Annotated in this window: 17 protein-coding genes; 9 read left to right on the top strand and 8 right to left on the bottom strand. The window is 62.4% G+C overall.

Annotation, left to right across the window (positions count from 1 at the left end; translation table 11 throughout):
• Window position 1: 1 nt before the first annotated feature.
• The 4 genes from B071_RS0106825 to rhaM are packed head-to-tail and all read right to left on the bottom strand — an operon-like array spanning window position 2 to window position 3,980.
• Window positions 2-1,087: an ABC transporter permease gene (locus B071_RS0106825; RefSeq protein ID WP_018526359.1), complete on the bottom strand. Its 1,086-nt coding sequence runs from the start codon at window positions 1,085-1,087 to the stop codon at window positions 2-4.
• A 57-nt stretch (window positions 1,088-1,144) separates the two neighbouring features.
• Window positions 1,145-2,134, bottom strand: a complete 990-nt coding sequence (locus B071_RS0106820; RefSeq protein WP_018526358.1) for an ABC transporter permease — start codon at window positions 2,132-2,134, stop codon at window positions 1,145-1,147.
• Window positions 2,121-3,641: a sugar ABC transporter ATP-binding protein gene (locus tag B071_RS0106815; RefSeq protein WP_018526357.1), complete on the bottom strand. Its 1,521-nt coding sequence runs from the start codon at window positions 3,639-3,641 to the stop codon at window positions 2,121-2,123. Before B071_RS0106815 ends, B071_RS0106820 begins: the two co-directional genes overlap by 14 nt.
• A 24-nt stretch (window positions 3,642-3,665) precedes the next feature.
• Window positions 3,666-3,980, bottom strand: coding sequence for an L-rhamnose mutarotase (gene rhaM / locus B071_RS0106810; protein ID WP_026245056.1), 315 nt, complete (start codon window positions 3,978-3,980; stop codon window positions 3,666-3,668).
• Window positions 3,981-5,647: 1,667 nt separating this feature from the next.
• Here rhaM and B071_RS0106795 point away from each other — a divergent pair.
• The 5 genes from B071_RS0106795 (at window position 5,648) to B071_RS0106775 (ending at window position 10,099) form a co-directional block, all read left to right on the top strand.
• Window positions 5,648-6,514, top strand: coding sequence for a helix-turn-helix domain-containing protein (locus B071_RS0106795; RefSeq protein WP_018526353.1), 867 nt, complete (start codon window positions 5,648-5,650; stop codon window positions 6,512-6,514).
• 32 nt (window positions 6,515-6,546) lie between these two features.
• Window positions 6,547-6,825: a hypothetical protein gene (locus tag B071_RS16350; RefSeq protein WP_169336309.1), complete on the top strand. Its 279-nt coding sequence runs from the start codon at window positions 6,547-6,549 to the stop codon at window positions 6,823-6,825.
• A complete protein-coding gene (locus B071_RS16345; protein ID WP_018526351.1) occupies window positions 6,818-8,119 on the top strand; it encodes an FAD-dependent oxidoreductase in 1,302 nt (433 codons plus the stop codon). Before B071_RS16350 ends, B071_RS16345 begins: the two co-directional genes overlap by 8 nt.
• A complete protein-coding gene (locus B071_RS0106780; protein ID WP_018526350.1) occupies window positions 8,091-9,257 on the top strand; it encodes a type III polyketide synthase in 1,167 nt (388 codons plus the stop codon). Before B071_RS16345 ends, B071_RS0106780 begins: the two co-directional genes overlap by 29 nt.
• Before the next feature lie 68 nt (window positions 9,258-9,325).
• Window positions 9,326-10,099: a methyltransferase domain-containing protein gene (locus B071_RS0106775; RefSeq protein ID WP_438829615.1), complete on the top strand. Its 774-nt coding sequence runs from the start codon at window positions 9,326-9,328 to the stop codon at window positions 10,097-10,099.
• Here the strand turns inward: B071_RS0106775 and B071_RS20605 are convergent.
• Window positions 10,008-10,901 (bottom strand): hypothetical protein, encoded by an 894-nt coding sequence (locus tag B071_RS20605; protein ID WP_157703064.1) that lies wholly within the window; start codon window positions 10,899-10,901, stop codon window positions 10,008-10,010. The two genes, B071_RS0106775 and B071_RS20605, sit on opposite strands and share 92 nt — an antisense overlap.
• 214 nt (window positions 10,902-11,115) lie before the next feature.
• Between B071_RS20605 and B071_RS0106760 the strand changes: the two genes are divergently transcribed.
• A complete protein-coding gene (locus tag B071_RS0106760; RefSeq protein WP_018526346.1) occupies window positions 11,116-12,291 on the top strand; it encodes a class II aldolase/adducin family protein in 1,176 nt (391 codons plus the stop codon).
• Window positions 12,292-12,362: 71 nt separating this feature from the next.
• Here the strand turns inward: B071_RS0106760 and B071_RS0106755 are convergent, their stop codons facing one another.
• Window positions 12,363-13,670 carry a valine--pyruvate transaminase gene (locus B071_RS0106755; RefSeq protein WP_018526345.1) on the bottom strand — a complete coding sequence of 436 codons (1,308 nt, stop codon included), beginning with the start codon at window positions 13,668-13,670 and terminating at the stop codon, window positions 12,363-12,365.
• Window positions 13,671-13,738: 68 nt separating this feature from the next.
• Between B071_RS0106755 and B071_RS0106750 the strand changes: the two genes are divergently transcribed.
• From B071_RS0106750 to radA, 3 genes are all read left to right on the top strand, one after another.
• Window positions 13,739-14,917 (top strand): phosphoglycerate dehydrogenase, encoded by a 1,179-nt coding sequence (locus B071_RS0106750; RefSeq protein WP_018526344.1) that lies wholly within the window; start codon window positions 13,739-13,741, stop codon window positions 14,915-14,917.
• Between the two features lie 122 nt (window positions 14,918-15,039).
• Window positions 15,040-15,555, top strand: coding sequence for a peptidylprolyl isomerase (locus B071_RS16340; protein ID WP_094354948.1), 516 nt, complete (start codon window positions 15,040-15,042; stop codon window positions 15,553-15,555).
• Between the two features lie 13 nt (window positions 15,556-15,568).
• Window positions 15,569-16,966 (top strand): DNA repair protein RadA, encoded by a 1,398-nt coding sequence (gene radA, locus B071_RS0106740; RefSeq protein WP_018526342.1) that lies wholly within the window; start codon window positions 15,569-15,571, stop codon window positions 16,964-16,966.
• A gap of 83 nt (window positions 16,967-17,049) precedes the next feature.
• Here radA and B071_RS0106735 read toward each other — a convergent pair whose 3' ends face one another.
• Entirely contained in the window at window positions 17,050-18,450 is a 1,401-nt protein-coding gene (locus B071_RS0106735; protein WP_018526341.1) for a TraB/GumN family protein, read from the bottom strand.
• Window positions 18,450-19,604: a DHH family phosphoesterase gene (locus tag B071_RS0106730; protein ID WP_018526340.1), complete on the bottom strand. Its 1,155-nt coding sequence runs from the start codon at window positions 19,602-19,604 to the stop codon at window positions 18,450-18,452. Before B071_RS0106730 ends, B071_RS0106735 begins: the two co-directional genes overlap by 1 nt.
• Window positions 19,605-20,255: the final 651 nt, after the last annotated feature.

Genomic DNA, 20,255 nt, shown 5'->3' with positions numbered 1-20,255 from the left:
ATCAAACCTCCTGATTTTTTTCCCCGGCCGTCGCAGCGGTGCTACGCGCCCGGAATAATTTGAACCCCTGAAACCGGATCTTGTGCGCAAGGACAGAGACGATGAGCAGCGTGCCTATCACAACAAGAACGATCGGCGCCTGAAGATTGGCCAACCCCATGCCGTACCCCAGAAAACCCACAATAAAAATGGCCAGTACAGGCCCGCCTATGCGACCCACGCCTCCGCTGGTGCTGACTCCTCCCAGGGCAACCATGGCGATGACCTCCAGCTCGTACCCCATGGCAACGTTTGGCCGGGTACTGCCCATGCGCGAGGTGAGAAAGATCGCCGTCACGGCAGCCATGAGTCCGTTCAGCGTGAAGACGGTCCACAAAATCAGGTCTGTATTTATTCCGGAGTGTCGGCAGGCCCGGGCGTTGTGGCCCATGGCAAAGAGCGCACGGCCAAACACTGTCTTGTGCAGGACAAGGCCGAACGATACCGCTGCGATGACAAAGGCGATGAGAATAATCGGGACTCCGCCCAGAGAGCCCCAGGCAAGAAGGGAGAATCCTTCGGGGAACCCGCCCGATGCACGGTTTCCCAGGATAATGTAGGCGATCCCCCGGTAGATTATCATCGTCGAAAGGGTAACGATTACAAAAGAGAGCTCCCTGAATGCCACCAGGAGAAATCCGTTGATCGCCCCCGCCGCAGCCCCCACACCGAGGCACAGCAGAATCGCGAGCCCCATGGGGAGACCAGCGTTATAACTGACCGCCATAATAACCGCCGAGAGCGCCACCGTTGATCCCACGGAAATATCGATCTTTCCCAGAATGATCACAAACATCATGGGAAAGACAATAAAAGCCTTGTCGAGAAACGACGCAGGCGTCCTTATAAAGGTGTGCCAGTTCAGAAAGAAGGGCGAGATCAGCGAGTTCACCACGATCACGAGAGACAAAACCGCCACGAGCATCCATTCCCACTGAAGGAAGAAATCCTTCCAGCTCCAGGGCATCGTTGTGCTCAGGAGAGTACCATCACCCGGTGGGGGTACTGACCGTTTCTTCCGCTCTCTCTTCTCTTCTTCTGCGACCATTGCCGTATCTCCTTGAAAAGGTTCGATTCAATTTCCCGCCGCCGATCAGGTATGGCGTCAGATCACCCGTCTCCGCAGGGCTGTCCGTTCCGTGTTTCTTCGAACCATCACGTTTGTGAGAACAGCTGCCAGGACCACGCCCCCCTGGATACCCATCTGCCAGAAGGGTGAGACGTTGATCAGCGGCAGGGCATTTGCAATGATTCCGAGCATGACCGTTCCCAGGAACAACCCGGTGAGACGCCCCACCCCTCCGTTGATACTCACGCCACCCAGAATGCACGCAGCGATCACCTGCAGCTCGTACCCCGTGGCGGTGTCTCCCTGGGCGGAGGCAAACTTTGCCACCCAGAGAACCCCCGCCAGACCGGCAAGGCTCCCCATGATGGTGTATACCAGGAATATCAGTCTCCGCTTGGGCAACCCCGAGACCTCGGCCGCCTCAGGATTGGAGCCAACGGCGTAGATCTGTCTGCCCAGACGGGTATGATTGATAAACCAGGCGGCCACCAGATAGGCGAGCAGGGCTATCACGATCAGGTTATTTACTCCCAGGATCCGGCCCGTGGCGATTCTCTTGAAGCTGTCGGACATCTGGTAGGAACTGACCCAGCGCCCTCCCGAGATCACATAGGTGAGACCTCGAAGGACATTCATCATGCCCAGGGTGGCAATGATCGGGAGCACATCCCACCGGGATACCAGCAGGCCCACCACCATGCCCGCCAGGGCACCCACGGCGGTGCCCAGACCGATCGCCGCTACCGGGGGTATCCCTGGATACCGGGCCACGGCGAGGGAGGTCACCATCCCGGCCAGAGCGATGGTGGAGCCGATGGAAAGATCGATTCCCCGGGTCACCAGAACCAGCATCATCCCCAAAGCCAGGATCGCCAGGATCGCCGTGTTGGTTAAAAGCGAAGTCAGATTTCCCGCAGTCAGGAAGGCGGGGTTCCTTATCTGGATAGCCACCACAAGGATCGCCATGAACAGAAGCAACCCCAGCTCCCGAAGGTTCTCGTTCCACTGCCAGTTATGCTTCGCCATGGGCCATCTCCTTCTGATCAGAGACCATGGCTGCACGGAGAATTTCCTCCTGAGTCGCTCCGGCGGTCTCCATGTGTGCTGTCACTCGCCCCCGCTTCATCACCACGATCCTGTCGCTCAGCCCCAGTACCTCGGGCATCTCCGACGAAACCAGAATGATCCCGTAGCCCTGCTCGGCCAGATCTCCGATAATTTCGTAGATCGCAGCCTTGGCCCCCACGTCGACCCCCTTTGTAGGTTCGTCCAGAATAATCACCTTCAGGTCCCGGCTCAAAATCTTGGCAACCACCACCTTTTGCTGGTTGCCGCCGGAAAGGGCCGCCACACGGGTGAAGATCGAGGGAGCTTTTACCGAGAGTTTCTTCGCGAGCCCTCCGGCGTAGTCCCGTTCCCGGGCGATCTGGATCCATCCCCTGCGGGAGACCTCTCCCAGCGATGCCAGGGAGATGTTCTTTCCTATCTCCCACTGAAGGATCAGCCCCTCCAGCTGCCTGTCCTCGGGGAGGGCCCCGATTCCCGCCTCCAGAGCCTGACGGGGGCTTCCGGGACGGTAGGGAGCGCCCTCGAGAAAGACCCTTCCCGAATCCCAGGAACAGACTCCGTAGAGAGCCTCGCAGACCTCGGTTCTTCCCGCACCGACCAGACCCGTCAGGGCGAGGATCTCTCCCTGCTTCAGGGAAAAAGAGATGTCCTGGAAGAACCCTCTCCGGCCGAGCTTCTCCACCCGCAGGATCTCGTCCCCCGTCTTTACCTTTCGTTTGGGAAAGAGGTGCGATATCTCCCGCCCCACCATGGCAACCACCAGGTCGTGCTGGGTAATCTCCCGCGCCTCCCAGGTGTCGATGTAGCGACCGTCGCGAAAGACCGTCACACGGTCGGCAAGACGCCAGATATCCTCCATACGATGAGAGATAAAGATGATCGAGACCCCGGAGTTCCGCAGGTCCTCGGTAATCCGGTAGAGCTCTTCACTCTCGTAGCGGGTAAGCGCCGCCGTGGGCTCGTCCATGACCAGAACCCTGGCCTGTGCCGAGAGGGCCTTGGCTATCTCCACGATCTGCTGTCGCGCCACCGAGAGGTTCCCCATGCGTTCGCGGGAACTGAAGTTCGCATCCAGCGAATCCAGCAGATCCTGTGCCTCCCGGTGCATCCGGGCCCAGTCGATCCGTCTGGTCCAGGGGGTTACCCGCTCGTGACCCATGAAGATGTTCTCCGCCACGGTCAGATCGGGGTAAGCCGTTACGTGCTGGTAGATCGCTGCGATCCCTGCTTTATAGGCCTCCCGGGGGGTCCGAAACAAAACGGGCTCCCCGCCAAGAAGCATCTCTCCTTCGTCGGGCGCGTGGACCCCGGTAATCACCTTGATAAAGGTGGACTTTCCGGCTCCGTTCTCGCCCATGAGACAATGGATTTCTCCCTGCCGGAGATCGAACTGAACGTTGTCCAGGGCCTTCACGCCAGGAAAAACCTTCGTGACGTTCTGCAATTCCAGAATCTTTGTTTCCAACGCGCCTGTCTCCCCTTACCCCGATTAATCCTGGTAGAACATTTCCGAGAGTTCCTGGACCACCGGCGAGTTGTCCTGGTTCGTCTCCATGAGATCGGCCATGAACGCCCACCAGCGTTGCACAACCTCCCGTCCGGCCAGGGAATCTGCCTGGTTGTGCTCGGTGACCTTCTGGCTCGCAAAGAGCCTGCCCGTGTGCTCATCCAGGAAGATCACGTAGTCGCGGACCCCCGCACGGTGAAGCTCCTCCACCAGCTCCGGCCAGATCTCGTCGTGGCGGCGCTTGTATTCCCGGGAGCAACCTTCCTTCAGTTGCATGGCAAATCCTCTTCGTCTCATCGTTCTCTCCTTTGGCTGTTCCCCGGTCCTCTTCGGTCCTTCGGGGTTTTTGCCCCCCTGGCCACCGGTGCCGGGGTCAACACACCCGGGTCACGGGAATCCCCAAAAGGAATCCCAGTTTTTCTATGCGGTCTCCCACGTGCCCCAGGCCAATCGCACAATGGTGGGAAGGTCCCGGAAGGGACCAGCTCTCGATAAAATCCGCTGCCGAAAGGGGGAAGCGGTATCGGCTGTTGGTGTTCCCGATCTCCAGGACAGGGCCGGCGACGCTCTCCCCCTCGGCGAAGAGCAGAAAGACTCCCTGGGGTCCTTCGCAAACCGAGAGGAGTGTTACCGGGCCATGGCGCACGGTCATCTGGATCGAGAGCCCCTTTCCGGGTTTTCCGTGGTACAGCGGGAGTGGTACCAGCCGTACCGGTCCCTCGGCGATTCCCCTGTGGGCGGGGCCATCGTGACCCAGCAGAATATGGTCCTCGAGGTAGTCGATCGCGTAGAACTCGGAGAAAGATCCTCCCGCACCCAGCGAATCCAGAATCTTCATCGCCTGGGCGTTCTTTATCTCGTACTCACCGGCCACGGGAACGTTCCGACCGGTGAGGAGGGTATTCCCGGCGATCACCGATGTAACGAGATCCTCCTGCTCGGACTGGACCGCACCCTCGTAGTAATAGGCCATCGACCCCAGATGATGCTGTTCTACCAGCTCGTCCAGGGCAACCGATGTTCGTGCGGCGCGTTCCAGTTCCCGGGAATCACACTCGGGAGAGACCTGGAAGACTCTGGAGAACTCCTCCCTTTTTTCTGCCACCTGCCCGGCTGTAACGTTCTTCCGTATCGAGATCACCTCGTCTATCTCGATCATGTCTACATGGCCCCCGAAGGCACCGATCTGCTTCGTTATATCGGTGTATACATCGAGCATGCCGGCGTAGTAATGACCGATAACACCCAGACGGTTGATTCGCATTACGGCGGCGACTCGGGATGCCTCCACCCAGCCCGTCAGCTCGTCCTCGGTCCGGTGGTCTCCCAGGTATCCCGTCACAAGCCGGTAGGGTATGCCCATCCTGTTGAAGACACCGGCGATCTCGGGGACACTACAGGCTTGACAATGGGCCAGCCACTCCCCTGTCATGGCCCCGCGATCACCCAGCTTGTTGAATTCGCTGTAGTCTATAGCTGCCACGGGCTGGATGTTGAGAACGATCACAGGAACACCTGCGGCCTGGACCACCGGCACCACCGTGGAAGAGAGCGCGTAGGTTGAGATATACAAAAAAACGATATCGACCTGCTGACGCCGAAAGAGGCTCCCGATCACCTGGGCGCGATCGATATTATCAACCAGCCCCGCATCGATAACNTCAACNGCACCTGCAGACTCGATTATCCGGGCTATTCTGCGGTGATACCCCTCAAGGCGCTCTTTGAGCCCGGGGAATTGGCCCCAATAGGTATCGAGCCCCACTCCGAAGATCCCCACTGTCAACTGATTTCCCATGTCGTGCATCCTCTCTCCTGATCTTTTGTGCCCGGGTTACACGCTACGCCCGGTTTCAGTATTCGCAAATGGACAAAACAGGCGATGTGATATACTTTTTTATATGCAGAAAGAAGCAGGCCCGCCGATCCCGGCACGGAGCAATTCCTTTTCTCGATATCTCCCAGTGAACAAGCAGGCCCTGCGCTGGGAGATTCATTGCAATGATGCAGGATTTTCCCAGGTTCCGGCGGGTTCCAATTACCCGGTCATCCCTGAGGAGCACCCCCCGGCCTACGCCGAGACGGTGGGAACGGGAAGAACGCTCCAGGAGTTTCAGGTTGTGTATATCACAGCGGGAAAGGGGTTCTTTTCGTGTCCGGCCTTTGAAAAACGGGAGGTCTCTGCCGGTGATGTCATGCTCCTCTTCCCCGGTATCCGCCACGCCTACCACCCCGTCAGGGGCGTGGGGTGGCACGAATACTGGGTGGGGTTTTCCGGCGCCCACGCCTATCGGCTCTGGAAGAATGGCATTCTTCGGCCGGAAGATCCCCTTCACCACATCGGACTGAATCACGAGGTTATGGCCGATTACGAGCAGATTGTCCGCCTCTGCCGTCAGCAAACCCCGGGGTTTCAGGTGCGTCTGGGCGCTCTGGTTCTGCAGCTTCTGGCCCATATTCACTCCATTCAAACGATCTCCCGAACCGATGCAGGCCAGAGCGAACTGGTCTATCAGGCGCGAACGGTCATGGAGCAGCACCTGGACCGGGAGATCAGCGTGGAAGAGATTGCCTCTGCCCTGGGGGTGGGATACACGCGTCTCCTCTCGATCTTCCGGGACTACACCGGTCTCACTCCCTATCAGTACTACCTGCAGATGCGGATCCACCGCGCCAAGGAACTGCTTCATAATACAGAGCTTTCGATCAAGGAAGTTTCGGCCCGCATGAACTTTGAAAACCAGTACTATTTTTCCCGGCTCTTCAAAAAGAAGACGGGCTATACTCCCAGCCAGTGGCGCGCGGGGGCAGTTTCCTCGGGGGAGGTTTAACTCTTCCTCCCGGCCGGTCGATACCTAGGGGTATGAGAGGGCCAATGATTACCCGGTTCCGGATCAAGTCGAGTCCGGAACGGAGCGAGTTCCTGGAAGTCATCGGACGAACCCCGCAGGGTCTGCAGGTTCGTATTGTGCGGCACCACGAGGGATACGATACGGTCGATGAGAGTTTCATGGAGCACGATCTCTTTGAGACCTGCCTCAAGACGGGGTACCTCACGGAGATTGAGGTAGCCCGGGAGGAGCGGGAAGAACACCGGGGAGACCGGCCCGGGGAATCGGGGAGCGTCTCCTCGGTTGCCTGATTTCCAGCAGGGTGGAGACGATCACCGCGCCGAAATAATCATCGTGGGCGGGGGACCCACGGGACTCCTCCTGGGGAACCTCCTGGGTGCGGCGGGCAGGTCGGCAACGATCCTGGAGGAGGCACCCCGGCCAGGACCGGTGGAGGAATCCCGCGCAATCGGAATTACCCCACCCTCGCTGGAAATTCTCGAGGAAGCGGGTCTTGCCGAAGGCTTTCTGCGGGAGGGCCTCCCCATAGCGCACGCCCGCGTTCACGGAGCCCGAAGGACTCTGGGGACGCTCTCCTTCACCGGTGTTCACCCCCGGTTTCCCTTTATTCTGTCCCTGCCCCAGCAGATTACCTGCGCTTTGCTCCGGGATGGCCTGGAACGATATCCCTCCGTTGCTCTTCAGCAGGGACGATCGGTCCGGAAGGTCCTTCCCTCATCCTCGGGGGTGACCCTCCTCTGTAGCGACGGGTCGTCCTGGCACGGCCGGTACGTCCTGGGTGCCGACGGGGTTCGCAGTACCGTTGCCCGGGAGGCGGGCATAGCCAGAAGGACCCATTCCTACGCTCGGTCTTTCTTTATGGCCGATTTCCCCGATACGGGCGAGTTCGCTTCCGACGCGCATCTCTGGTTTACGCCCTCGGGGGCGGTGGAATCCTTCCCGCTTCCCCGTGGCAGGCGGCGGTGGATCGTACAGCTTCCCCCGGAAGAGGCCCGGTCTAACCAGGCCAGCCCCGATCTGGAGGCCCTGGTTCTCGAGCGAACGGGTTTTCATCTGGACCGGACACAACGAATATGGGAGAGCGCCTTCCGGCCCGCCCGCAGCGAGGCCTGCCGGTACTGGCAGGGGCCGATCTTCCTCGCCGGTGACGCCGCGCGTACCATGAGCCCCATCGGCGGTCAGGGAATGAACACCGGCTTTGCCGATGCAGAGCTTCTGGCCGCCCTGGTGGAACATCTCTTCCAGGACCAGAGAGCGGGAGAACGGCCGGCCACGCCAGGCCGGTACCAGCGTGTACGGCGCCGGGCCGGAGGGGCTGCTGCAAACCGGGCCGCCCTGGGCATGGGATTGGGGACGCTCCGGGGTTCCCTGGTCTCTCCTCCCAGGAACCTGATCGTGGCGCTTCTGCTCTCCCGTCCCTTCCGGCGGGCCACGGCGCGGCACTTTGCCATGATCACCATCCCCCGGGGGCGCCGCAGAACGGCCCTGCGCCCTGGCCGGGGAGAACCTCTTTTTTCTTGCCTTTCCCGGGTGGTCAGCGTACTTTCTGCTGGCCATGGAAGAAAAAACGACCCGGAACCGTAACGATTCCTCCCCGGCGGGTCCCCTCTCTCGGCAAGATCCGGTCTGGCTTCAGGGGATCGCCACGGTCGTGCCCGACACCGCCTGCTCCCAGGAGGAAGCCAGGGAGTTCATGCGGAAGGTCCCCCACTTCACCCCGAAGGAACAGCGTTTTCTGGACCGCCTGTACCAGGGAACGGGGATCGAAGAACGCCACTCGGTCATCGCCGATTTTGTCAGGCCCCGAGAGGAGTTTTCCTTCTTCTCCCGCGCCCCTTCCCTGCTCCCCGAACCCTCACCGGCAGACCGGAACAACCTCTTTATCACCGAGGCCCGGAGCCTGGCGATCCGGGCGGTGTCGGATCTTCTGCAGGATCTCTCCTGGCTCGATCCCTCGTCGATCACCCATCTGATTACCGTGACCTGCACCGGCTTTTCTGCGCCCGGTTTCGATTACCAGGTGGTACAGGCCCTGAACCTGAGCCCCACGATTCTGCGACACAACATAGCTTTTATGGGATGCTACGCCGCCTTTCCCGCCCTCCGCCTGGCCCGGACGATCTGTCAGGCCCTGCCCCGGGCGCGGGTGCTCATCGTGGACGTGGAACTCTGCTCGCTCCATGTCCAGTTCAGACCCGATCCGGACAGGCTGGTTGCAAACGCGATTTTTGCCGATGGTGCGGCGGCGGCCCTGGTTTCGGGGGATCNTNGGGACGACGGGTCTCCGCGATTCCGGCTCGACTCCTTCGCCTCGCGGATTCTTCCCGAGAGCGCCGGGGCCATGTCCTGGAGCCTGGGCGAGAGAGCCTTCGATATGACCCTTTCGGCCTACGTGCCCCAGCTGATCCGGGAACATCTGGGGGAGCTCCTGGAGGAGAGCCTGGCGGAGGGAGGGNTTTCCCCCGGGGAGATCTCCCTCTGGGCGATTCATCCCGGGGGGAAGGCCATACTCGNGAAGGTCCGGGAGGCGTTGGGGCTGGACGAGCAGGCCCTGGNGGATTCATCCAGNGTTCTGGCNCGNTACGGGAACATGAGTTCTGCCACGATCTTCTTNGTGCTGCGCAGCATGGCAGACCGCCCCTGCGCCGGGCCGGTCTTTGCCGCNGCCTTCGGGCCAGGCCTCACGATCGAGACGGCNTGCCTGGAGAGGNTCGGTTCGTGACACCCGCCGGTCAGTGGTATCCCGCCATCCAGTGGTATCCTGCCCGGAGGAGCCAGGCCCGGGAGCTCATGGACGACACCCTGAGCGATCCTGTCCTGCTGCAGCGGACGCTGGACCAGTTCTCCCTGATAAACCGTCTTTTTTCCCGCATGAGGGGACTGGTCCGGCGGTGTATCCTGGAAGATATCGTCGCCCGGGGAACAGGCCCCACGGGGGAGACGATCTCTGTTCTTGANGTGGGGGCCGGGGCCTGCGATATCCCCCTGTGGCTTCTGGCAGAGGCCCGGACGCGGGGGATCGCTCTGGAGATTACCTGCCTCGATCACGATCCCCGGGTTGTGGACTACGCCCGCAGGANGACATCCCGCGAACCGGCGATCACNGTCCGGGAAGGGTCAGCCCTGGAGATCGAAGGCCCCTTCGATTATATTATGGCCAACCACCTGCTCCACCACCTGACAGAACCAGAAATCGACCGGTTTCTGGAGCGCTCCTTCCNGGCCTGCCGCAGACGGTTGCTTCTGAACGATCTTTTGCGCTCCTACTGGTCCCTGGCGGGGTTCTCTCTCTTTGCAACGCTCTTCCTGCACCGGAGCTTCGCCCGCACCGATGGAGCGCTCTCCATACGACGGGGCTTCCGGCCCCTGGAACTGCAGCGGCTGATCGATCGAAGCCCCTGGGCCGGAGCCAGGTTGGGGACCATGCTGCCCGGNAGAATCTGCCTGGCAGCCGACAAGCNCTCCCCCGAGGCTATTCCCAGGACGAGAGCCGTTCCCGGGCAACGGCAAGATCCATCCGCTGGCGAACCCGGGGATCCTCCACCGCCGAGAGCTCCCCGATAACCCAACGAATCAGCGCCAGCGCTTCCTCGCGGTCGCTCTGGTCCTTCAGGGAACGGGTTCCCTCGTAGGCCAGGCCCCGCTCCAGCACCGTTCCGGCAGCCTGGTAGGCCTCGGCCATGCGGCCCCAGCGACGCTCGCGCTTCCGGGAGCTGTTGTTTCTGGTCCAGAGGGAGTTGGCAAGCTCGATGTAGTGATCGAAGTACCGCACCGGGACCAGCCCTGCCTCGCGCTGTTCCTCGTAGAGATCGATCGCCCGACGCCCCAGCGAGACCGCTCCATCGTTGCTCCCGAAGGAGATGGGCCACCCCGGCAGCTCCCGGTAGACCTGACCCAGGACGTAGTAGCCTTCGGCGAGCTCGGGGTCCCGCTCCAGGGCGTTCACCAGATGATCACGAACGGTAGAGGCCTGGAAGAGGGAGTTGAAGATACCCCGCAGCTGCGCCCGNCGCCCGGCCGTTGCGGCCAGCCAGAAGTGCGGCTGGGCGTGGTCGGGAAAGAGTTCTGCCGCCATCTCGGCGTAGGTATGCGCCTCATCGTAGAGGGCCAGCGCCTCATCGCGCTCCATCTTCTCCTGCCAGAGCGAGAGATCGGCCACAGCCACAAGGTACCGGGCCTTTCGCCAGAAGAGNTCACCCCGCCGGGTGCTCTCCCAGACACGGGAAAGCTCCTCTTCCAGAAGAGCGCCAACCACATCGGTATCGTCCACGTAGTGGTAGGCATCGATCTGCTCCAGGGCTTCGCCGAACTCACCATCCCACCCGGAGGTTTGGGCAGCGAGGGCGTCCGGAAAAAGGGAAATCATCAAAGCAGCCGTTATCACGGCACAAACAGGTACCAGGGGATATCTCTTCATTTTTACTCCTGCAACAGGGATCCGTGGGGTATCGTGCCCCCCAAGGGAAAAACCGGACCGGGAGAGGCACCCGAAGAGAGAAGATACCCCCTCTTTACGGGGATTCCTTCCCCCGCCCGAATATTCTTCCCCCGCCCGGACATTTGGCATTACATTGTGGCCTATGAACAACCATGACATTGAGGAGATTGTACAGCTTTCGCGGGAAATCGGACAGGGTTCGTCCTGGGTAATCGGCGGTGGCGGCAATGCCTCCATCAAGGATGCCGAGACCATGGCGGTAAAAGCCTCGGGAACGACCCTGGCAGAGATGAAACCCGAACAGTTTGTCCTGATGAACAGGGAACGTCTTGATGCGATCTGGAAGACCTCCTATCCCGGGGAAACATCGGCCCGGGAATCCCGCGCCCTGGAGGATCTCNTGGCCGCGCGGTGCGAGGGAGAAGCGGAGAAACGCCCCAGCGTGGAGACCCTCATGCACGCCCTGTTNCCCCGGAGAATCGTCTTTCACACCCACCCCACGGAACTGAACGGCCTCACNTGCTCCAGAGAGGGGGCTGCAGCAGCCCGGGAGCTCTTCGGCGATCAGGCGCTGTGGATTCCCACGGTAAACCCCGGGTATATCCTGGCCCGCACAATCTACGACATGGTCCAGCAGTGGCGGGGCGATCATGAGGGTGCGTACCCCTCGATGCTGATCATGCAGAACCACGGTCTGGTGGTAACGGGAGAGACCGCCCATGATATCCGGGAGGCTCACCGGAAGGTAACGGAGACCCTGAAGGGGGCCATTACAACCCNCCCTGAGGAGAGCGGGGTGGAAACGGACCCGTTTTTTCTGGAAGACCTCAGGGACTACGCCGCNCACGCCGTAGCAGAGTACCGGGCTGCCCACGGTGATTCCCTGAACCCGCCCAAGACCATCACCTTTACCTCGCCGGAGCTTCTGNCCCGGGCNGCGAACGCCGGGAGCTTTGCTCCACTCACGGGGGCCCTCACCCCCGACCATATTGTCTACAGCGGCCACCGGCCCTGCTACATCNCCCCCGTCTCCCGGGAGGCCCTGCGGGCCGAGGTTCACAGCGAGATCCTGGAGTTCTGCTACGCCCAGGACGCTACCCCCAGGATCGTTGTTGCCGGAGACCTCGGGGCGGTGGCTCTGGGAGATACGGAGAAAAAGGCACGCCTGGCCATGGAACTCTTTCTGGACGCCCTCAAGGTGAGCCGCCTTGCCGAGAACTTCGGGGGTGTCCAGGCGATGCCCCCCGACCAGGTGGAGTTTATCCGGACCTGGGAGGTGGAACAGTTCCGCGAAGCCGTGAGCACCGCCGGAGACTGACCGGGAAGCCAGGCCTGCGGAGGTCAGCAGTCCGCGGGCCTGCCGGGGTCGGATCGAGCAGGAGACNGAGGTCACCCCCAGGCGCGGGTNACCTCGTCGGCGATAATGCGAAGCCCCTCCTCAACCACCGCCGGATCCTGGCCGTAGTTGATCCGCAGGCATTCCCGGGAGTGGGGCCACTCTGCCAGGAGGGGATCCCCGAAGAAGAAATATTCCCCCGGGACCACCAGGACACCCCGCTTCTTGAGCCGCTCGTAGAGCTCCCGCGACGACAGGGGAAGTCCCTCGAGCCAGAGCCAGACAAAGAGAGACCCCTCGGTGCGGTGAACCGACCAGGGCAGGCTATCGGGAAAGACCCGGGTAAAGACNTGGTGAGCGTGGTCNGCCCGCTCCCGGTAGAAGGGCATGATCGTCTTCCGGGCCACCTCGAGGAGGCTCCCGTCCCGGAGCAGGGGCTCCACCAGATACTGCCCGACCGTCGTGTTGGCCAGACTCAGCACGGCGTTGGCCCGGCTCAGGGCCGAGACGATCTCGGAACGCGCCACAAGAATCCCCGTGCGCGTGCCGGGAAGACCGATCTTGGAGAGACTCATGCCCAGGATGATGTTCTCGTTCCACAGAGGCCGGGCGGACCCGTCTATGACATCGTCAAAAATAATATGGGGAAAGGGAACCCCGTAGGCGTTGTCCACGATCAGGGGAACCTGGTAACGCCGGGCCAGGTCATCGAGGCGCGTCATTTCCCCGTCGGTGAGCACGTTACCCGACGGGTTGGTGGGACGGGAGACGCAGATCGCGCATATCCGCTCCCCCCCCGCAGCCGACGCCGCCAGGTGACCCTCGACGGCGGCAAAATCAACGTGATATTTGTGGAGGTGGTCCCGGGGCCGCTCTATAAGCGGGCGGCAGGCGATGAAGTTCCGGGGGTCCATGGTCTGATCGGCGTACCCGATATACTCGGGCATCAGGGGAAAGAGCACACGTCCAGGTCGGGGATCGTCGCCCCCGCCGTAGGAACCGGTGAGCATGTTGAAGAGGAGATAGAAGGCGGTCTGGCTCCCGTTGGTGATCGCCACGTTTTCCGGGCCGAGGCTCCAGCCGAACTCCCGGTTCAGGAGCTCCGTGAGGGCGCGGATAAACGAGGGCTGACCCTGGGGCGTATCGTAGTTGGCCAGCATCCGCTCCATCTTGCCCTCTTCGGCCAGGATCTCCGTGAGCTGCCGCCTCCAGAGATCGTTCACGGAAGAGATATGCGCGGGGTTCCCTCCGCCCAGCATAAGCATGGGCACGCCCCCCGCCAGAGCCTTTCCCATATCGTCCATAAGATCCATGATCCCCGTGGGGCCGCCAAAGACAGAGCCAAAATCAGAAAAACGCATGGCGGGATTATATAGATTCCTCAAGGCCGTTGAAACAGGGTGCCCACACCGTGTAGCATTCGTGCATTATGGCACGTATTCAAACCTTCAACAAAATCGCAGCTGAGGGCATCGCCCTTCTGGAAGCTCGGGGTCACCAGGTTGGTCCCGATGTACACGATCCCGATGGTATCCTCGTGCGGAGCGCCAAACTCCACGATATCACCTTCGGGCCTTCCCTGCGTGGTATCGCCCGCGCCGGTGCAGGTGTAAACAACGTTCCAGTATCCCGCTGTACCGAAGAGGGAGTGGTGGTCTTCAACACCCCCGGGTCCAACGCCAACAGCGTGAAAGAGCTGGTGGTGGCGGGGCTCATGCTCTCGTCGCGCAAGATTATTGAAGGGTGCCAGTGGGTTCAGAGCCTTGACCCGGCCGCAGTGGATGTGGGTAAAGAGGTCGAGGCGGGCAAGAGCGCCTTCGGAGGGCCCGAGATCGCAGGAAAGCGGCTCGGCGTGATCGGTCTCGGCGCGATCGGGGTCATGGTGGCCAACGCGGGGATATCTCTGGGCATGGAGGTGTCGGGCTACGATCCCTACCTCTCGGTAAACTCGGCCTGGGGGCTCTCCCGGTCGGTCCTGCGTGCTACCAGCCTGGAGGCACTCCTGGCCGAGTGCGACTACGTCTCCATCCACGTTCCCCTGAACGACGAGACCCGGGGCCTGATCAACACCGCACGCCTGGAAAAGACAAAGCCAGGCGCGCGGTTTCTGAACTTCTCCCGCGATGCCCTGGTGGACGACCAGGCGATGGTGGAGGCTCTGACGAAGGGACACATCGCTGCCTACGTGACCGATTTCCCCACGGCGACGCTCCTGGGAACCCCCGGCGTAATCGCCATTCCCCACCTGGGGGCATCCACACCCGAGGCCGAAACCAACTCAGCGATCATGGCAGCCCAGGAGCTCGCCGACTTCCTGGAGCAGGGAAATATCAGGAACTCCGTGAACTTCCCCGAATGTATCATGGACGGAAACGGCGGGGATCGGATCATCCTGGCCAACAAGAACGTGCCCAACATGGTAAGCCGCATCACCACCATCCTGGCCGAGGCGGGCCTCAATATCTCGGACATGCTCAACCGCCACCGCGATGACCTGGCCTACAACATCATCGACGTGGACGAGACGATCTCGGCAGCGACGGTGGAGAAGCTCCAGGCGATCGACGGCGTCGTCATGGCCCGGGTTGTGCCGGGAGGAGCCTGTTGAAGCGCTCTGGGCGGGTCCCGGCCCGGGTTCTGGCCGGGGCGTTCCTTCTGATCTGGCCGATCTTGCCGGGAATAGACCAGGTTCTGGCGGAAGAGACCCTTCCGCCGGGGCTCTACGCCCGGATGGAGACCACCCGGGGGGATATTCTGCTCCGGCTGGAGTACGAGAGGACGCCCCTGACGGTGATGAACTTTGTGGGTCTTGCCGAGGGTACCCTGGCCCATTCCCGGGGCGAGGGGGTGCGTTTTTTCGACGGCCTTACCTTCCACAGGGTGATCCAGGATTTCATGATCCAGGGGGGTGATCCCACCGGCACAGGCCGGGGAGGCCCGGGCTACCAGTTCCCCGACGAGTTTCACCGGGAACTTCGCCACGACGGGCCGGGNGTTCTCTCCATGGCCAACGCCGGGCCGGGAACAAACGGGAGCCAGTTTTTCATTACCCACGTGGCGACCCCCTGGCTCGATAACCGGCACAGCGTCTTCGGGCGGGTCCTGCGGGGCCAGTCTGTGGTGGACACCATTCGTCAGGGNGACCGGATTCAGCGGGTNGAGATCCTGCGCCGGGGGGCGGCGGCCGAGGCCTTTCAGGTGACTCGGGAGTCCTTCGACCAGGCCCTGGGCCAGGCCCGCTCCTGAGCCGGGAGACGCCGTGGCAAAACGCAAGGCCCTCCACGTCTGCAGTTCCTGCGGTCACCAGGAGTCGAAGTGGCTGGGCCAGTGCCCCGCCTGCGGCGAATGGAATACCCTGGAGGAGCAGCTCGCCCTCCAGGACGGACCGGGNCCCCTCCTTCACGGGCTGACCNCACCCAGGCAAAGCTCTCTCCTCTCCCGGATNGAGGCGCCGACGAGCGCGCGCCTCTCCACGGGGATCGGCGAGCTGGACCGGGCCCTGGGCGGGGGGCTCATGGAGGGCTCCACGGTCCTTATCGGGGGGGAACCGGGGATCGGAAAGTCCACCCTTCTGCTCCAGGCGGCGGCGTCGGTCCAGCGGAGCACCGGCCANGCCGGGGGANCGGTCCTCTACGTGAGCGGCGAGGAGAGCCCTGCCCAGATCCGCCAGCGGGCAGACCGCCTGGAGGTTTCCGGGGCTCACCTTCACCTGCTCTGCACAGCCCACATGGAGATCATCCGGGAGGAACTGGCGCGGCTCAACCCCCGGCTGGTTATTGTGGACAGCGTCCAGACCATGATCGCGCCCGAGGCGGGAGCCGTTCCCGGAACGATCAACCAGATAAAAACCGTAACNCACGAACTGGCCGAATGGAGCCGCACCCGGGGTTCCCAGGTCATTCTGGTGGCCCACGTTACCAAGGAGGGCCAGATCGCCGGCCCCAAGGTGGTGGAACATCTGGTGGACGCCGTACTCCTCTTCGAACAGTCCGGCAGCGACCTGCGTTTTCTTCGGGCCACCAAGAACCGCTTTGGCGCGATCGAGGAGGTGGGAATCTTCACCATGGAGCATCGGGGCCTGGAGGAACTGACCGACCCGGGAAGGGTCTTCCTCGGCCCCGACCGGACACATCCCCCCGCGGGGGTTGTGGCAGCCCCCTGTTACGAGGGCTCGCGCGTGCTGGTGGTAGAGATCCAGGCCCTGACCGTCCCGGCCAAGGGGGGCGTCTCCAGAACCTTCTCGGACAGGATCGACAACCGTCGCGTCTCCCGGGTGGCGGCGGTGCTGGAAAAGCACCTGGGGGTTTCCTTCTCTGACCAGGACATCTACGTCAACGTGGCGGGGGGGATCAGGATTCAGGATGTGGCCATCGACCTGCCTCTGGCGGTAGCCCTCTTCTCGGCGCGCCAGGGCAAGGAACTCCCCCGGGGCGTTCTTGCCACGGGAGAGCTCTCTCTGGCAGGAGAGGTCCGCCCCGTGTCGCACCGGGCCCAGCGAATCAAGGCAGCTGAAGAGATGGGGTTTCTGCGTCTCGTGGGTCCGCCCGGCGGATCGGGACAATCCGGAGGATCAGCACAGAAGGCAGGGCAGATCAGCTGGATCGAGGCGCCCCGGATCGCCCAGGCCATTCGTCAGGCCTTTTCCTCCGAACCCTAGACCGACCCTCCCGCCCGGGCAGGGCGAGACGCCCGGACAGAGCCACCTCCGGACAGCGATCGCGCCCCCTCGGGGAGGCGGGATCAACCAAAGAGCAGAGGCAGGGCGATAAAGGTCCCGATGGAGCTCCCCACGCTGGAAAGCAGAAAGACCAGCAGAATCCGGGTGAGTCTGTTGCGGTAAAACCCCCTGAGCGAGACGATATCGTCGTTGAGCCGCTCGAAATCGGCAACCCGGGGTTTCCGGAGGAAGGCCTCGACCAGACCCGTCACGAGCCCTACTCCCACGGTGGGGTTCATGGAGGTGATCGGGGCCGCCGCAAAGGCCAGCAGTATTGTTAGGGGGTGGGCCAGAGCAGCTGCCGCTCCCGCTGCAGAGAGCGTCCCGTTTACCAGGATCCACCGGACCAGAGACTGAAGCCCCCCCTCGAGCCCCCCGCGAAAAAACCCCCAGAGAATCAGCGCCCCCACCAGAAGCGGGACCGCATAGGGAAGGACCCGGCGCAGGGCCCCGGGAGGGGGAATCTCCTCGAGCTCGGCCTTGCTGACCCGAACCGTTCCCGCGCGAAGCCCCTCCAGGGTCCGGGCGATTCCCGGTACGTGGCCGGCCCCCACCACAGCCAGAACCCGGCGCCCCGGCGCCTCGGAGATACTCCGGGCCAGATACCGGTCCCGCTCGTCTATCAGGACCTCCTTGACCTGGGGCAGGTAATCGGAGAGCTCCTGAAGCATACTCTCCAGCTCGTTCTGCTCCCGCAGTTTTGCCAGATCCTCTTCGCTGACCTTCTCTCTGGAAAAGGCAGCCGCCACCATGCTGGCGAGAAGCTTGTTCCTGCCCCAAAACCCCGTCCTGGCCCAGGCGCGTCGCAGCGTGGCCGTCACGGGGCGATCCCCGAAGGTGCTGCCGATCCCCACCTCCGAGGCGGCCTTCACGGCAGCGATCATCTCTTCACCCGGTGTCACCCCCGTCCCGGCGCCCATCCGGCGCTGAAAGGAGGCCAGAACGAGGTTGCTCAGGAGCAGGAAGGCCTGGCCTTTTCGCAGAATCTGGAAGATGTCGAGCTGGGACCAGTCCCGTTTCTGCGTTACCGACTGGTAACGCTGGTGGTCGATCTCCACAACCACGTGATNGATCCCGCCCTGACGGATCGTCTCTTCCACAGCCACCACGCTCTCCCGGGAAACGTGGGCCGTTCCCAGGAGCCAGTACTCGCGGCCCTCCGCCTCTCCTGCCTCACCGGCCTCGCGGACGATCGTGATTCCGTGGCGGGCAGGATCGAAGGGTGGTGGCTCGTGCCCGTCGGGAGCGCGCTCACCGGGGGCGGGATCCTGTGCATCNGGGGTGTCTGTGTCGAGGACGGAGGCCTTGCTCTGTGCATCACCGGCGCCTGGTGCATCACCGGCGTCTCTATCGGGGCTGTCTGTANNGAGGTCAGGGTCGTTCACGTGAAGGGGTTCCTTTTTTTCCACAGGGTCTATTCTCATCACACTTTCTCCCGGGATATCCGGTCCGGGGGCTGACCGTCTTCCCGGGAACTCTCGCGGGGCGCGTCCTCTTCACCGGGAGCCCCCCTGTCNGAGAGAGCCTCACCAGGGTGAGAGCTCTCNCCCGAAGAAGTGCTCTCACCCGAGGGNCCCTCTTCACCGGNAGGAACCTCCGCTTCGGGAGGGCCTCCCCCGATCGCCGCGATAAAACGCTTGCGCAGCCCCTCATCGCCAGGATAGAGGTCCAGGGGAATCGCCCCTCCCCCCATATGCATATGCCCCCCGCCGGAGCCGACACCCTCCAGGGCGCGGTGAATAACCACGTCACAGGGGAGCCCCATGCTCTCGCTCCGGACCGAGAGACGGTGCATATCGCGATCACCGCTCACCACCACCACAAAGTGAATCTCCCGGAGGCCCAGGAAAAAATCGGCCACCAGGGCCATCACCTCGGGAGAATAACTGCCGGGCAAGGCAATAAAGGCAAAATCCCGAGCCACGATACAGCCGTCTATGGCNTGGCGGAAGGCCGCCAGATCGCTCAGGGAGAGGGAATTTTTCAGGAGTCGCGCCGCCAGCCGCCAGTCGCCCTGCCGAAAGAGCACATCAAAGGCGTCCAGATCCATCTCCGAGACCCCTCTGGTCATGAAGGCCGTGTCCATCATGATCCCCAGAAGCAGCGCCGTGGCAACCCGGTCGCTCATGGGAACCGCCGCGTCGCGGTAATACTCGAAGAGGATGGTGGAACAGGCCCCGTAGCCGCTACGGATATCGGCGTGGAGAACCTCGGGGGGCCAGGGGGGAGGATGATGATCGATCACCGCTGCCAGCGTTCCCGGCACCCCCGCCATGTTGGAGTTACCCGCAAACCCGTCCACCACGATGATCTGGGAATCCCCGGGGATATCCGAATCGCCGATAGAGGCGATATCGATCTCCAGCTCCTGGATCGCATCGTGCAGGGACTGGCTCTGGAGCGTCCCCCCGTAGCAGAGACGCACCACAAAGCGGTGGCGCTCCAGAAGCTCGGCCAGGGCAAAGGCCGTGGCCACCGCGTCGTGGTCGGGGAAATCGTGAGCCTGGACCACCACGGGCCGATCCCGGTCCAGCACCTCCAGGAGCGCCCTGAGCCCTCCCGTGACTATCGTCTCCATGAGACGCCCCGTTCCGGCCGCTCCGGAGGTTCCCCCATATCAGGAATCACCACGGAGCAACTCGTACCGCCTGCGGGCCAGGCGNGTTTCCATGAGGCCTCTAATATCTGCATCCATGATATCCAAATACAACGCCCGGGCACTGTCAAGCCGTCCCAGCACCTCGTACTGACCTGCCAGATAAAAACTGGCCCGTAATCGCGTGAACCGGTCCTCTTCGCGCGTTACCTGGCGATAGATAAAGGCATCTGATCCCGGGTTCAGGTAATAGCGCGCCATATCGGCGTACAAACCTGAACCGGCAAGATCCCGCGCCCGGGTCTCCAGATAGCGCCGCGCCCGGACCTCTTCTCCGTCCAGCTTGAGACTCAGCCCCGCCAGAAGGATTAACCCGTGATCGAGGGGATCGTTGGGATTNCTCTTCTCTANGGCGGCCCGGAAGAGTTCNGCAGCCCGGGAGAACTCCCCGGTCTCGAACTTGAGAACCCCCAATGGAGCCAGGGCCGGCTGATAATCGGGCCGCAGGTCCAGGGCGGTCTGGTAATCGGCAATGGCCAGGGACCGTTCTCCCTTCTGGTCGTAGGCCCGGGCCCGATAGACGAAGGCCATGAAAAGAGAGGGCTTCTCCTCTATGACCCGGGAAAAATCATC

This window comes from Alkalispirochaeta alkalica DSM 8900, assembly GCF_000373545.1.
GTDB lineage: Bacteria > Spirochaetota > Spirochaetia > DSM-27196 > Alkalispirochaetaceae > Alkalispirochaeta > Alkalispirochaeta alkalica.
The sequence above is the reverse complement of the archived record's forward strand: the minus strand, read 5'-3'. Positions and strand labels throughout refer to the sequence as shown.

Excerpts from the sequence above, each read along its gene's own strand:
- B071_RS0106825 (WP_018526359.1), bottom strand. The coding sequence starts at position 1,087 with ATGGTCGCAGAAGAAGAGAAGAGAGAGCGGAAGAAACGGTCAGTACCC.
- B071_RS0106820 (WP_018526358.1), bottom strand. The coding sequence starts at position 2,134 with ATGGCGAAGCATAACTGGCAGTGGAACGAGAACCTTCGGGAGCTGGGG.
- rhaM (WP_026245056.1), bottom strand. The coding sequence starts at position 3,980 with ATGAGACGAAGAGGATTTGCCATGCAACTGAAGGAAGGTTGCTCCCGG.
- B071_RS16350 (WP_169336309.1), top strand. The coding sequence starts at position 6,547 with ATGAGAGGGCCAATGATTACCCGGTTCCGGATCAAGTCGAGTCCGGAA.
- B071_RS0106750 (WP_018526344.1), top strand. The coding sequence starts at position 13,739 with ATGGCACGTATTCAAACCTTCAACAAAATCGCAGCTGAGGGCATCGCC.